This is a genomic window from Paraburkholderia sp. UYCP14C, assembly GCF_004197395.1.
In the GTDB taxonomy this organism is placed as follows: Bacteria; Pseudomonadota; Gammaproteobacteria; order Burkholderiales; family Burkholderiaceae; genus Paraburkholderia.
This window is the reverse complement of sequence record NZ_SELS01000056.1, coordinates 39,649-53,405: the sequence shown is the minus strand read 5'-3', so window position 1 is coordinate 53,405 and position 13,757 is coordinate 39,649. Positions and strand designations below refer to the sequence as shown.

The window sequence follows — 13,757 nt, the reverse complement described above, 5'->3', positions numbered from 1 at the left end:
CAGGCGGTCACGGCGCAGGCAGTTCGGGTGCAGGCAGCTCAGGCGCAGGCAGCTCAGGCGCAGGCAGCTCAGGCGCAGGCAGCTCAGGCGCAGGCAGCTCAGGCGCAGGCAGTTCCGGTGCTGGCAGTTCGGGCGCAGGCGGTCACGGCGCAGGCAGTTCGGGTGCAGGCAGTTCAGGCGCGGGCAGTTCGGGTGCAGGCAGTTCGGGTGCAGGCAGTTCGGGCGCGGGTGGTCACGGCTCAGGCGGCTCGGGCGGAGGCGGTCACGGCGGAGGCGGAGGCGGCGGCGGCGGCGGCGGTTCGGGCGGGTCAAGGTAATCTGCCGCCTCGATTTCAGCCACCCTTTCGTGCAAGAGACGAAGGTCATGTCGGCTGTCCGACGCGAAATCCCGATTGTGTGGCGCGACAATCGGGATGAGAGACGCGCGACAAACAAGGTGAGAATGTCGCGGCGAAGTGACGATGCCGATGTTGATTGACCTAGGCAAGTCTATTAATTGACGCGCTTGTTATTTGATTGTCTCTGATGCGGCTCTCATCTTGTTTGATGCGCGGCTTGGATCGATCACCAAGGGTGAAATCCCTCGCGTATGTCCAACTCTATAGTGGAAAGCTCCGATGGCTAATTGCAGCCGGCCGCCCTGTCCTGGCAACACTGAGAGGCAAATGTCAGTTGTCAAAGCGCATCGACCCTATGAGAGCAATGACGGGATCTAGCCGGCGGTACGCGTTCGTCCACCTCGCTGGCAAGCTGCGATTGAAGACTCCGGTGTCAGCTCTGGAGTAACTCCATCGCACCGTACTCTCTGCCTATAGTCGCCGTTGACGCAATCCGCCAAGACGTCATTCCAATGGCCGGTTCGCACCGAGAGCACCACTTCTGCGATCTTGCCTCAGAGCTGACGTTGCAGCCTTCAACGGCAGCTTTCCGACGATCTGTGCGAATGCGTACTGCCGGCCATCATGAGGCATTGGGTAGACTGGCGATACGGTCACCTGAATGTCTCATCCGCATTTGAAGTCGGCCGATTCGCGCTACGTCGATTCTGCAACGGACGCGGGAGCATAGGATACTTTGTCCTCGCTCACGTAACGACGCCGTCTCAAGTTTCTGCCGCAAAGGAGGGACGGCGACGGCGTCAGCTGATTCCTGCTTCCGATTCCTGCTTCCGTAAATTGCACGCCAGATTCGCTATCCGCGTCCTATAGTTGTTCAGCACAGCCGGAACGAAGAATGAAAGGCCATAGCCCGGGAAAACCTGGAGCAGCGCACTCTCCTGACGGTGCCCGTTTCGGTTTGAGCGGGCCCGTGAAGATGCCTGGATCGAGCGATGCCATACCGGCCTCTCGACCGGCCACCATGACATGGCGTCACGATCAGGAAGGGAAAAACAATGGCAACTTCCCGCTATGTTGCATACACGGCGCGCGGGCTTTCGCGTCGCATGTATGCGGCGGTTGCACTGGCAGTCGGGATAGGCGTGACGATTTCCGCTTGCGGTGGCAACGACACGCTAACATCGAACGAGCCCGCATTTGCTACCGCGGCACGCCCGCAGATCAACGCATTGCTCGCGGACACGATGACGTCGGGTGCCGTCGTGTATGTGCAGTCGCCGAACGGCAACTGGCTCGCATCATTCGGAACGGCAGTGCGAGGCACGAACACGCCAATACCGACGACCGCTCACTTTCGCGTCGGCAGCGTGACGAAGACCTGGACCGGCACGGTGATTCTGCAACTCGCGCAGGAGGGAAAGCTGCAACTGAGCGACCCCATCAGCAAATACGTCGCGAACGTCCCAAACGGCGACCAGATCACAATCGAGCAGTTGCTGACGATGCGCAGCGGCCTCTACAACTATTCGACCAGTCTCGCGTTCAATCAAACGCTCGATTCGCAGCCGAACAAAGTGTGGACCACGACGGAACTGCTGGACATCGGGTTGAGCCAGCCGGTGTATTTCTCGCCCGGGGCGGATTTTCGCTATTCGAATACCAACACGGTGTTGCTCGGACTCGTCATCGAGCGGCTGACCGGGATGAGCGCGGCAGACGCAATGAAGGCGCGTCTTTTTGCGCCGCTTGGTTTGACCGATACGTTTCTTCCGCCGCAGGACGACACTTCGCTGCCTGCGCCGTCGCCGCATGGTTACCAGTGGGGCACCAATGTCGAGACGGCCACTAGCGACGCGCTATCCCCTGAGCGTCAGGCGGCCGCGAAGAACGGCACGCTGCAACCCTCCGATGTCACCGGCGTGAGCACATCCTGGGGCTGGAGCGCGGGCTCAGGCATCTCGACCGTGAAGGAACTGGCGGCGTATGTGCAACGGATGGTGGGCGGCGGCTATCTGAACGCCGGTCTGCAGGCACAACGGCTCGCCAGTTGCCGGTCCGTCAACCCGTCGGATCCGATGGCCGCCAGTTACTGCCTCGGCCTTGCCAAATTCGGCACGTTCTACGGACACACGGGCGAGATACCCGGCTTCAATACGTTCATGGGCTACGACCCGGCAACGAACACGACGATCATCACATGGGCGACGACGGCTGCGGCGCCCGATGGCCGCGCGCCCGCGAACGTCATCGCGCAGATTCTCATGGGAGAACTCAGCAAGGCATCGGAAGTACCGAGCGAGGGGCGGCCTTAGCTGAAACGGAGCGACGAGCGCCCACCTCGTCCGAAAAACTCTGCCGCGCTTTCAAATGAAGATGACGTAAGCGCTCCCACTGCGATCCAGGCCTCGGAAGTGGCGTACACGGCGCAGACACAATGTCCGACGCGATACGGACATCTGGCCATACTTCTCCATACCATCGCGTCAGATGGCAGGAGGGAGTCATGGCACCCAGGCTCGTGAACTTTCTCGTCGTGGCGATAGTGTTGGGCGGGGCGCTCGACGCACTGACCGGCTACGGAGGGAAGGCGGTCGCGCCCCCCCTTCCGCGAGCATCCCTCCACCCGGGATGTCTGAGGGCGCGACTGCCTCCGGATTCTTCAAGATCTGCAAGGGGCAGACGTACGCACTGTGCGCAACCGCAAGCTGCACGGTGCTCAACCAGGTGGCCTACTGCCAATGCGACGTCAAAAAGGGCGATAGCATCAGCTTGCCACTTCGGGTCGACGGCGAGGACGTCTGCTCGATCAACGCCAACGGCATCGACAATGGGTACATGGTGAGTACGTTCAGCGTGCCGGAGTCCGTCGTCGCGCCGCATGGCGATCAGGCGCTCTATACCTGTCCAGCGGGGTCCGACGGCGGCTACGCGCAATGCGACGGCGGCATATGTTTCACCAGCAGCAAGGGCAGTTCGTTCCCCGGGTTCGACGAGCCGCTCGACCGCGCGGAGATCATCTGCGCGTGCCCGATAAGCGTGACCCCGGGCTCTCCGGTCGGCTTCCAGATCGCCGGCCCCTATCCTTGCGACAATTCCTACTTCCGCTTCTGCAAGAGCCAGGTCGCCAACACCAGGACGGGATCGACGGTCAAGGTCGGCGCCCCGACCGGATCGGCCAGGTTCCTCGCCCTGCGCCTCAACGGGAGTGCACCGCCATTTCACGAATGCCTCCGTCCCAGTAGCCGCGCAAGCGAAGCGTCAGGCCACGGGCCGCCCCTCGCAAGAGCGCCTGTTCCCGATGCTCGTTTATTCAAGCGCGCCGCCCTCGCCGTCAAGAGCGCTTCATACAAGCCCCCGGTGGCGGCGCTCCACCCTTCAAGCTCGTCAAGCTGCCCTGCGCGCCTGCCGTGCAGCGGCCAGCGTGCCACGCAGCCCTTCGAACGAGTAGAGCGCGAGTGCTGCCCAGATTGCGCCGTAGCCGATCGCGCGCACGGACCCGAACGGCTCGCCGTAAATCAGCACGCCAGTGAGGAGCTGAAGCGTGGGTGTCACGTACTGGATCAGGCCGAGCATCGACAGCGGGATGCGTCGCGCCGCCGCCGCGAAGAGCAGCAGCGGCACGGCAGTGATAGGTCCGGCGGCGGCCAACAGCAGTTGCAGCCCGAGCGACGCATGCGTGAAATGGCTTGCGCCGGCCAGGCCGATCATCATCAGATAGACGATCGCCACGGGAAAGAGCAGCACCGTTTCGAGTGCCAGGCCTTCGAGCGCACCAAGCTTTGCAGTCTTGCGCAATAGACCATAGCCCCCGAACGTCAGCGCGAGCGCGAGGCTGATCCACGGCGGCGCGCCGTTTTGCCAGGTGAGCCAGGCCACGCCAAGCGCCGCAAGCGCCACCGCGCACCATTGCAGCGCGCGCATCCGCTCATGCAGGAAGAGGAAGCCGAACAACACGTTGATCAGCGGATTGATGAAATAGCCGAGGCTCGCCTCGACGATATGGCCCGCGTTCACGGCCCAGATGTAGATGCCCCAGTTGGCGGAGAGCAGCACGGCACTCGCGCCGAAGCGTCCAATCAGGCGCCTGTCGCTCAGCGCGGGCCGTAGCCACGCCCAGTGGTGGCGCACGACGAGCACAGCGAGGATGAACACGAGCGACCACGCCATGCGGTGGGCGAGCATCTCGAGCGCGGGAATCTGGTGGAGCGTCTTGAAGTAGACGGGAAAGAGCCCCCAGATGACGAAGGCGGAAAAGGCGTAGACGATGCCGGGATTCATGGTTCGTTGTAGTTGGCCGGCACCCGTGATCAGTGCGAGGGCGCGTCGGTGGAAAAGAATTTCGCGTAGATTCCACCCGACCCTGCGCCGATCGGCCGGCTTTGCGACGATCTCAATCGTGACGCGCAGCCTCCGCCAAGCGCCGTCGTCAGAAAGGGCGCCTGCGCATCTCATAGCTAAAACAGAGCGAGCGGAACTCCTGGCCGAGCGTACCAGTTCTGTGGACGTTTCACACAGCTGACGTTGGAGTCTGCAACGGCAGCTTTCCGGCGAGGCGGGTGAACGTGTACTGCGGGCCACCTGCGGTGGTCCGCCCTTGTGCCTGGATGGTCATTCAGCGGGCTGCTCTGTTCGAGAAGCGGCCCGAGAGCCAGATTCCTCCCGGAACAAAATGTCGGCCCGCGAGCGCCCGCTCGGCCGGATCCCGAACCAGATGGTTCGCCCGGACCGAGTCACACGTCAGCGCACACGTATAGCGCGGCGGCTGCGGGAGCCGCGATAGGAGTTCCGCTGCGAATTCACCCGGCGCTGACGGTCGCGCGTGCGCGCATCAATAGCCGCCGCCGCCACTGCTCATGCCGCTGCTGCCCGACGAACTTGTGTCACCCATGGACTGGCACCCGCCCAACGTCAACGATGCGACGCCGAGCGCGATGATCACGCATACGGCCGATAGTAGTCTTGATACTTTCATGTAGAACTCTCCTGCACGGCCAACGCGACTGACTTGTCGCGCGGCCACGCGTTGAGCCGGCGAGTCGCGGATTGCTGGCGGCAAGTGCCGCGACGCCGGTGAACGTTGACGAAAAGGACAGACAAACCTTCTGCAAAACCGGCACGCAACCGCTGTGCGCGGCCGCCAATGCCGTTTCGCGGTTCCACGGCTTCGCGGTCTTGCACGCGACGCCTGATCTACAAACGCTCAAGGCGCGCCGTTATTCCACCGGATAGGTCATTTGTGACGCGTATCGCCCCGGCGGCGACGCACGCGCGACGCGGCACGGACTTTGCGTAAGCCCCGCGACCGTTGGCTGGCACAGGATTCGGACATGAATCCTGATGGAACGAATATTGCTGCCTCGCCGGCCGGAACGTGGGCGAACGAACAGATTGAATCGGTGTTCGTGATGGCATAGAACGCTTTGCAGCGGGCATCCCAGGGGAGCGAGCAATGAACGAAAAGCCATGCACCCGCCACACGATCCATGAGCATCAGAACCATTTCGGCTGGGACAACTCGCTAAGTCCAGTGCTGAGCGTCGCGCCGCACGAAACCGTCGAGTTCTTTCCGTTGGATGCCTCCGGCGGACAACTTACCGCGAACTCGAGCGTCGCCGACATTCCACGGCTGGACTTTACAAGGGTGAACCCGGTTGTCGGCCCGGTGTATATCGACGGCGCGGAGCCGGGCGACGCCGTCAAGGTGACACTGTTATCGATGCCGCGCAGGGGGACGGCAAGGTGTGCGGCACGGCAATCGAAAGTCCAGTGTCTCTGGCGGCAAAGTTCGAGTTGATCAAAGGGGCGAACCCTCCCGTTTCCCCGCTTTACCACGCCGGGCCCCGTCAGCCGTCACCTGGACGCAAGCGGCTATGAGGTCACCACGGGCATCGGTCCGGATCTGATGGAAGGCGCTCGGGCCGCAGTTTCCGGGATGATCGATCTGCTGATGAAACAACACCACCTCAGCGCAATCGATGCTTACCTGCTCTGTAGTGTTTGTGCCGACTTGCACATCGACGAGATCGTCGACCAGCCTAACTGGGTCGTTTCGCTTTACTTCCCGCGTATCGTATTCGAGTGAGCCCGTTTTACTCGGTCGCTACATTGCCCGAGCCATATGACTGACATTCGACCGCAACGTCTTGCTGGTGACTCCAGTCCGCCCTACCCTCGAAGACAGGACCTACAGGAGAAGACATGCGCGATAACCTGATTCCCGTCATCGTGGGCCGGAGCTGGCAAATTGCCGAGGGGTACCATGCCATCGAGCTTCGAACAACATCCGGATCGGTGCTTCCGCCGTTTGCCGATGGCGCGTCCATCGCGCTTTGTCGGAATCATGCAGGCAACCACGGAAGAATTTATCCATTGCTCCATGATTCGTCCCTGTCGAACACCTACGTAGTAGGCGCAAGACAAAGAGACGATAGAAAAGCAGATAGCCCGCCCGCCGGGTTTCCGATGCAGGAAGGAGATGAAGCATTCGTCGGCATGCCGATCAGCCCTCCGACCGTTCTTGATGATCGTGTGCAATCCATTCTTTACGCAGCCGGGATAGGCGCCGCATCGATCGCGGGAATCGCAAAGCGGCTCGCCTCCGCGGGACAAAAGTTCGAGGTGCACCACTTCGCCCGATCCGCTGACCAGGCGGTGCATCGAGAAGAATTCGACGCGATTCGAAGTCACGGCAAGGTCTATCGCTACTTCGGCCTGCCCGATGATCTCGTCGTGGAGAAAAGTGCTCACGCGATGAGTCCAACTCATCCCACTACACAGATTTACTGCAGTGGTCCGCTTGCTTTCATGGACTTCATCGAGCATCAGGGCCGCGAATGGGTGTACGCGGGGAATATCCATAAGATCGTTCTGGGCGAGCAATCCGCATAGTCGGCGCCGTTCGATAAGCTACTGCGGTGTAGGCACGCTAAGGCTTTCATAAGGTTGGCGGGCTAGCATGGCGCGTTACTCCCGCTCCAGAACCCCCCGCATGAATAAGCTCGAAGCGCTGAACCGCGCATTGTTCCTTCTGATCAACGCACAACCCGATTCACCGCAATGGCAGATCGACATCACACTCGCCATCGCGAATGACCTGATCTATCTGATTCCCGCCGTGCTCGCCGTCATGTGGCTGTTCGGCGATCGCCGTCAGCGCGAGGCAGCCGTGCGCGGTTGTTGCGTCAGCTTTCTTGCGCTCGGCTTCAATCGGCTGATCGGTCTGATCTGGGTGCATCCACGGCCGTTCATGATCGGCCTCGGCCATACATTCGTCGAACATGTGCCGGATTCCTCGTTTCCCAGCGATCACGTCACGGTGTTCGCGAGCATCGCACTCACATTGCTTCTCGCGGGGTTCGTCCGCGCCGGACTGCTCATCACGCTCGCAGGTGCGGCGGTCGCATTGGCACGCGTGCGCATCGGCGTGCATTTTCCGCTCGATATGGTGGGCGCCGTGATCGTCTCGTGCCTGACGTACGCCCTCCTTGCACCACTCTGGGCGCGTGCGGGCGATGCGTTCATGCGCTTGCTTATCTCGCTGTATCGAAAGATGTTGTCGTGGCCGATCCGGCGTGGCTGGCTCGCGCCTTAGCATCAAGCCGCAAGCGCGGCTTCGACCGCGCTCACGTAATTGCGAAAACCGGCCTCCTGCAGCGCCTCTCGCAGTCGCAGGAGTTCATCTCGGATGGCTTCGTTGAGCGGCGTCCGAAGCGCGTGCGCCAGCACACGGCCACGCGCCGCGAAAAGCTCGGACCACGGCAACGGTTCGCGCTGTGTATAGCCTTCGAGCGCGTCCACGTAACGCAGCATGCCAACAGGATCGCCCGCTCCAAGCATCGCTTCGATGGCGTCGCGGTAAAACCACAGATGATTGTGGCCAACCGCGCCGAGGCGCAACAGCGCCTCGCCTTCGGCCAGTAGCCGCGTACGCTCGTCCTGGTCGTCGACCGCGCGGCTCAGTGCGCTCAAGGTCTTCGGCGCACAAAACTGGGTCCCCACCTCGCGTGAGATGGCGAGCGATTCGCGCAGCGCCGTCACCGCTTCACTACGGCATCCTCTGTCCAGCAGCACGCGCCCTTGCATCTCCAGGTTCTGGGCTTCGAAGCGGCGCGCACCCAGTTGCCGGATCACCCGCATTTCCTGCACCAGATGGTTGCTGGCCGCCTGCGCGTCGCCCAGTTCCTGGCAGGCGAACACGCCCAGCGTCTGCCCGAGCAATTGCGCGCGAGGCTGCCCGATCAATTCGGCGGCGCGGGCGGCGGCGATTGCGTCCTCGCGCGCTTGACCCGCGTCGTTCAGGTAGATGCGGCTGAAGCCCTGCATCGACAGATTGGCCACCTCGATGCGACCGAACCCATGTTCCCGGCTCATCGCCACGCATCCGCTGAAATGATGGAACGCGGTGCGCATGCGCCCCTGCGCATACGCCGCATCCGCAAGCCCGCCGAGCGCGCGAGCCTCTGCCTCGGGCAGGCCGAGACGCCGCGCGTACGCAAGGCCGCGCTCATGTTCGGCGCAGCAGGCGTCGATCTTGCCGAGCGGAAAGAGGATGTTGCCGCGCAAATAATGGAGGCTCGCAAGCTCGGCCAGCCGGTCCTCCCGCTCCGCGATCTTTTGCGCTTCGGCCAGCAGGCCGAGTGCTTCGTCGAGCCCTTCGCTGACACGCAGCCCCTCCGCGAGCCCGAGTTGGCAGTCGCAACGGGCGGCATCGTCGGTGGCGGCGGCGAGCGCGGTGCGGTACGTGGCGATCGATCCCGCAATGTCGCCCAGGTCGCGCTGAAGTTCGCCCTTGCAGCAGCTCAATGCATGGCGGTCCGCGTCCGATCGCGCGATCTCGATGCCGCGCTCGGCGAGCCGCAGCGCCGCTTCGAAACGATGGGCGGCACGCTGTGCGACCGCAGCGCGCAGGTAGGCATGCGGCGCGTGCTCGGCTTCGGCGCGGTCCAGATGCTGGGCGTGCAGCGTGACATCGCTCTGTGCGAACCATTCAGCCGCGCGCAGATGAAGTTCACGGCGGCGCGCGCGCAGCAACGTCGAGTAGGCGCTCTCCTGGATCAGCGCGTGGGCGAACAGGAAGTCCTCGCCTTCGGGCAGCACGAGCGCGTTGACGAGCAGGCCGTCGCAGACATAGCCGGGATCGTCGACCAGTCGTCGCAGCAGCGCGAGGTCGAAACGTTGGCCGATCACGGCAGCCGCCTGGAATGTCAGGCGGTCACGGGGCGCGAGCCGGTCCATCCGCGCGAGCACGAGACTGCGGATCGATGCGGGCACGTTGCTGCCACTGCCTTCTTCTGCATTGCGCAGCAGTTGTTCGAGAAACAACGGGTTGCCCCCCGCGCGCTCGATGCAGGCGAGCGCGACGCGCTGGGTCGCATCGATGAAATTGCCCGCCAGGCTCAGCGCCTCCTCCTTGCGAAGCGGGCCGAGATCGATCGTGGCGAACGGCGTGTCGCGGCAACGTGCGCGCCAGCTTGCATCGATCGGATCGCCTTCCACGCGCGAAGTCGTCACCAGCAGGCCCGTGCCGTTGGCAATGCCCGACGCGAACGCCGACAGGTAGCCGATCGCTTCGGAGTCGGCCCAATGCACGTCTTCGACGACGATGAGCGTCGCCGCATGGGCGCAAACGTCCTCGGTCAACTTCGCGGCGAGCGCCTGCTTGCCGCGCTTGCGCGCGCCGTGATCCATCGCCTCATAGATGGTCTGCCATTCGGCGGGCTGAGGGAGGTCGAGGAAGTCGTGCAGAAACGCGATCTGCTCGGCCTTGACGATCCCCTGGTTCGCGGCATGCGCGGCGGCGGCCTGCCGCGCTTCAACCGATGCACCGGCCGGCAAACCCAGCAGGCTTCCAATGATGGTTCGTACCGGATCCTGGCCCTTGCCGACGCCGAAATCGAGCACGAGGCTTCGATGCAGCGTGAAGCCCTGTGCCTGCGCACGGCGGCGCATCTCGTCGACGAGGCGCGTCTTGCCGATTCCCGCTTCGCCCCGCACGTGAACGACATGCCCCGCGCGCCTTGCGATGCACGCATGCAGGATGCCGTGAAACTGCTCGAGCTCGGCTTCGCGTCCGACGAAGCGGCTGCGGCTCGTCCTGACGGGCTCGCTGCCGGGCGCGACGAGGCGCCATGCCTTCACCGGCGTGTCGATGCCCTTGAAGCGCCGCTCGCCGATTGCTTCGCAAACGACGGCGTCGCCGAGTGTGCGCGCCACGTCGTCGGAGATCCAGGTTTCGCCCGCTTGCGCGGCCGCCACGAGCCGGGCGGCCAGGTTGACCGGATCGCCATGCACGGTGTAGTCCTGTGCATCGGCGCGGCCCAGCGCGCCCGCGATGACCTCGCCGCTCGCAATCCCAATGTGCGCCTGCAACGCTCGCCCGGTCTGCGCGGCGAGCCGCGCGAGGCCGTCGTGAATGTCGAGCGCGGCGCGGGCGGCGCGCAGCGTGTCCGTCTCGTGCGAGCGCGGCGCGCCGAACAGTGCCATCACCGCGTCGCCGATGTGCTTGTCGATCGTGCCGCCATAGCCGAGCACGATCCCGTCGACCAGCGCCGTGAAGCGGCCGATCAGCGCGCGCAAGTCTTCAGGATCGAGCGAGCGCGACAGCATCGTGTACCCGCAGAGATCGGCGAACAGAATCGTGACCTGCCTGCGCTCGTCGGCGGGCACGTCTTTGTCCGAGGGTGTCTGGGGCGGTTGCGGGGCCGCTGCCGCTGGCGATCCCGCCGCCGCGGCCAGAATGCGCTTACGGTGGCCGAGCGACTGTACGCCCAGCTCTTTCAGGTCGACGTCGGTCAATTGCCCCAACAGCGACATGTCGATGTCGTTGGCCGCGAACGCGTGGGCGTATTGTTCGAGCCCGAGGCTCCGCAGCCATTTCTCGATGTCCATGTTCGTCGCCCTGCATCCGATGCCTGGCCACGCCGTCAAAAGCTCAGACGAATAGCGCGCGTGCCGGCCACCGGTGTGAACGGCCCGCGGTTGCGTGGCCTTTGCGTGACCTTCGCAAAGTACAGGGCCGATGAATAAGCAGTGTAGGTGTCCGACACGCACGCTGCATGGCGTTTGACAGCCGTTCGAGCCGAGCAGGATACTGGGCAGCACGCCCCACGGCGCCCTTGCATTCGACCGGGGATCCACGTGAAGCCGGGCAAGACCGTTTCCGTCTCCGACGTCCCGCTGCGCTCGCGTATGGCGAGCCTGCCAGGCGATGTGGCGGCGGGCGCCGTTTCGACGCTCGTCATGCTGTGCTATGCGATGAGCCTCGGCACGATGATCTTCAGCGCCGATCTTGCCCGTTACGCGATGCTGGGCGTGCCCACCGCGCTCGTGAGCTGCGTCGTCACGGCGCTCGTGATCGCCTTGACGAGTTCGATGCGCGTCAACATCGGCGGCCCCGACAGCAATGCCGCGGCCTTTCTCGCGGGCGTGGCGGCGGGGGTGGCCAGCAGCGTGCGCGCGGACGGCGGCTCATCGCAGACGCTGATCCTCACCGTCCTGATCGCCATCGCGCTCTGTTCGGTCATCACGGGCATCGTCCTCTATGCGATCGGCTCGACGAGGCGCAGCCGCTCGTTGCAGTTCCTGCCTTATCCGGTGCTCGGCGGATTTCTCGCCGGCACGGGCTACCTGCTGCTGGCCGGGGCGTTCCGCGTGCTGACGGGCCAGCCGCTGCAATGGGACACGCTCGCGTTGCTCGCGCACCTTCACTGGCTCACATGGGTCCCGGCGCTCGTCGTCGGCGTGCTGGCCACCGTGCTGATGCGCACGTGGCAGCACATTGCCGCGCTGCCACTCACCTTGGCCTTCGGCGTGGTGCTTTTCTACGTACTGCTGCACATGGCCGGCCTTTCGATCGACGACGCTCGCGGCATGGGTCTGCTGCTGCCGCGCGTCAAGCTGCACCTCACCGGGCTGCCGGACATGCACCTGGCCGCGGGGCTCGGACGGGGCGGCATCGACTGGCCGGCCGTCGGCGCGCATCTTCCGGAGAGTCTGGTGGTGACTACGGTATCGGCCGTGACGATCCTGATGAATTCAACGGCGATCGGCGTGGCCACCGGGGAGGACGTCGATCTCAATCGCGAGATGCGCGCCGCCGGCCTCGCCAATCTCGCGAGCGGACTGCTGGGTGGCATGGTCGGCTACCAGTCGTTCAATCGCTCGATGCTCAATGCGCGGGTGGGCGCGACGAGCCGGATAGCGGGCGTGTTCGCCTCGCTCGCCTGTGTCGCCGTGCTCGCCACCTCGCCCGGCATCGTGGCGCTCTTTCCCGTGCCGGTGCTGGTCGGGCTTCAGCTCTTCATGGGGCTGCGCCTGCTCGTACATTGGCTCGCGGGCGCCTGGACGAAGCTCAACTGGTACGAGTACCTGCTCGTGCCCGTGATTCTCGGCACTATCGCGGCGTATGGCGTGATCGTCGGCGTAGGGGTGGGCGTCGTTGCGGCGTGTGTGATGTTCACGCTGCTCTACGGGCGGGTCGGCTGCATACGCATGGAATTCGACCTGCGCGCGCGGACCTCGAATGTGGAGCGCAGCATCGAAGAGACCCAGTCGCTGCGTGCAATCGGCGCCCAGGTATGCGGAATGTGCCTGCAAGGGTTCCTCTTCTTCGGCACAGCCAATTCGATTTTGCAGCGTCTGCAAGAGCGATTCGGTGCGAGTGGTCCGGCGCAGGTCCGCTTCGTCGTGCTCGACTTTGCGGCCACGCATGGCATGGATGCGTCGGTATCCATCAGCTTCGTCAAGCTGAGGCAGCTGTGCGCGGCAAAAAACGCGGACCTCGTGTTGACCGCGCTGCCGCAGCGGTCGCGCGATCTGCTCGTGAAGACCGGCACGCTCAATCTGAAGATCCATGAGTTCGCTACGCTCGATGCGGGTCTCGAATGGATCGAAGACAAACTGCTTGCGTCGAACCCGCTCGCGCCCGCGCACGGCGGCGACCTGCGGGCGATGCTAGCGCCGCATTTCACGGCCGGTGCGTTGAATAGCTTGATCGCGTGTCTGGAGATGTGTGATCTGCTGTCGGGGCAGGCGCTGTTTCTCCACGGCGAGCCGGGCGACGCAATGTATTTCGTCGAGCAAGGACGTGTCGCGATCTCGCTGCCGCTCGGCAAGGGCCGCTCAGCACGCCTGCGCTCGTTCGGCCCGGGCACGGTCGTGGGGGAAATGGCGGTGTACACGCAGCAGCAGCGCAGCGCGGACGTGATTGCGGAGGCACCGACACGCGTCTACCGCCTGTCGATCTCCCGGCTGCTCGAACTCGAACAGCAGGATCCGGCAACGGCGCAACAGTTGCATCGATTTCTCGTGAAAACCATTGCGTTGCGTCTTGCCGCTGCCGATGAGGCACTACGCGCGGCTTTGTAACGGGTGTATGCGGAGGCCGACAAGGCACAGCCCGACCGACGCATCGCGCGCGAC

Annotated in this window: 11 protein-coding genes; 7 read left to right on the top strand and 4 right to left on the bottom strand. The window is 63.9% G+C overall.

Annotated features, from left to right (window positions below; genetic code table 11):
• On the bottom strand, nucleotides 1–366 hold a 366-nt coding region (locus EVC45_RS45855), incomplete at its 3' end, for a hypothetical protein (protein ID WP_211193524.1).
• Nucleotides 367–1,393: 1,027 nt separating this feature from the next.
• Between EVC45_RS45855 and EVC45_RS34665 the strand changes: the two genes are divergently transcribed.
• A complete protein-coding gene (locus EVC45_RS34665) occupies nucleotides 1,394–2,650 on the top strand; it encodes a serine hydrolase (protein ID WP_129962660.1) in 1,257 nt (418 codons plus the stop codon).
• Between the two features lie 1,072 nt (nucleotides 2,651–3,722).
• Here EVC45_RS34665 and rarD read toward each other — a convergent pair.
• Nucleotides 3,723–4,616, bottom strand: coding sequence for an EamA family transporter RarD (rarD, locus tag EVC45_RS34655; protein WP_129962659.1), 894 nt, complete (start codon nucleotides 4,614–4,616; stop codon nucleotides 3,723–3,725).
• Nucleotides 4,617–5,166: 550 nt separating this feature from the next.
• Entirely contained in the window at nucleotides 5,167–5,310 is a 144-nt protein-coding gene (locus EVC45_RS45850; RefSeq protein ID WP_168991591.1) for a hypothetical protein, read from the bottom strand.
• A 71-nt stretch (nucleotides 5,311–5,381) separates the two neighbouring features.
• On the opposite strand from EVC45_RS45850, the gene EVC45_RS34650 reads away from it, so the two are divergent.
• The 5 genes from EVC45_RS34650 to EVC45_RS34635 all read left to right on the top strand — a co-directional run bounded on the left by EVC45_RS34650 (nucleotide 5,382) and on the right by EVC45_RS34635 (nucleotide 7,929).
• A complete protein-coding gene (locus EVC45_RS34650; RefSeq protein WP_129962658.1) occupies nucleotides 5,382–5,567 on the top strand; it encodes a hypothetical protein in 186 nt (61 codons plus the stop codon).
• Nucleotides 5,568–5,787: 220 nt separating this feature from the next.
• A complete protein-coding gene (locus EVC45_RS47100) occupies nucleotides 5,788–6,132 on the top strand; it encodes an acetamidase/formamidase family protein (RefSeq protein ID WP_248295369.1) in 345 nt (114 codons plus the stop codon).
• Between the two features lie 60 nt (nucleotides 6,133–6,192).
• The gene (locus EVC45_RS47095; RefSeq protein WP_306770819.1) at nucleotides 6,193–6,420 is read left to right on the top strand and encodes an acetamidase/formamidase family protein; all 228 of its coding nucleotides are present in this window, start codon (nucleotides 6,193–6,195) and stop codon (nucleotides 6,418–6,420) included.
• A gap of 116 nt (nucleotides 6,421–6,536) precedes the next feature.
• Entirely contained in the window at nucleotides 6,537–7,226 is a 690-nt protein-coding gene (locus tag EVC45_RS34640; protein ID WP_129962657.1) for an oxidoreductase, read from the top strand.
• 100 nt (nucleotides 7,227–7,326) lie between these two features.
• Complete coding sequence (locus EVC45_RS34635; protein WP_129962656.1) at nucleotides 7,327–7,929, top strand: phosphatase PAP2 family protein; 603 nt, start codon at nucleotides 7,327–7,329, stop codon at nucleotides 7,927–7,929.
• 2 nt (nucleotides 7,930–7,931) lie between these two features.
• Here the strand turns inward: EVC45_RS34635 and EVC45_RS34630 are convergent, their stop codons facing one another.
• The gene (locus EVC45_RS34630; RefSeq protein ID WP_129962655.1) at nucleotides 7,932–11,225 is read right to left on the bottom strand and encodes an adenylate/guanylate cyclase domain-containing protein; all 3,294 of its coding nucleotides are present in this window, start codon (nucleotides 11,223–11,225) and stop codon (nucleotides 7,932–7,934) included.
• Between the two features lie 249 nt (nucleotides 11,226–11,474).
• Here EVC45_RS34630 and EVC45_RS34625 point away from each other — a divergent pair, with 249 nt between their 5' ends.
• Nucleotides 11,475–13,703, top strand: a complete 2,229-nt coding sequence (locus EVC45_RS34625; RefSeq protein ID WP_129962654.1) for a SulP family inorganic anion transporter — start codon at nucleotides 11,475–11,477, stop codon at nucleotides 13,701–13,703.
• Nucleotides 13,704–13,757 lie beyond the last annotated feature (54 nt).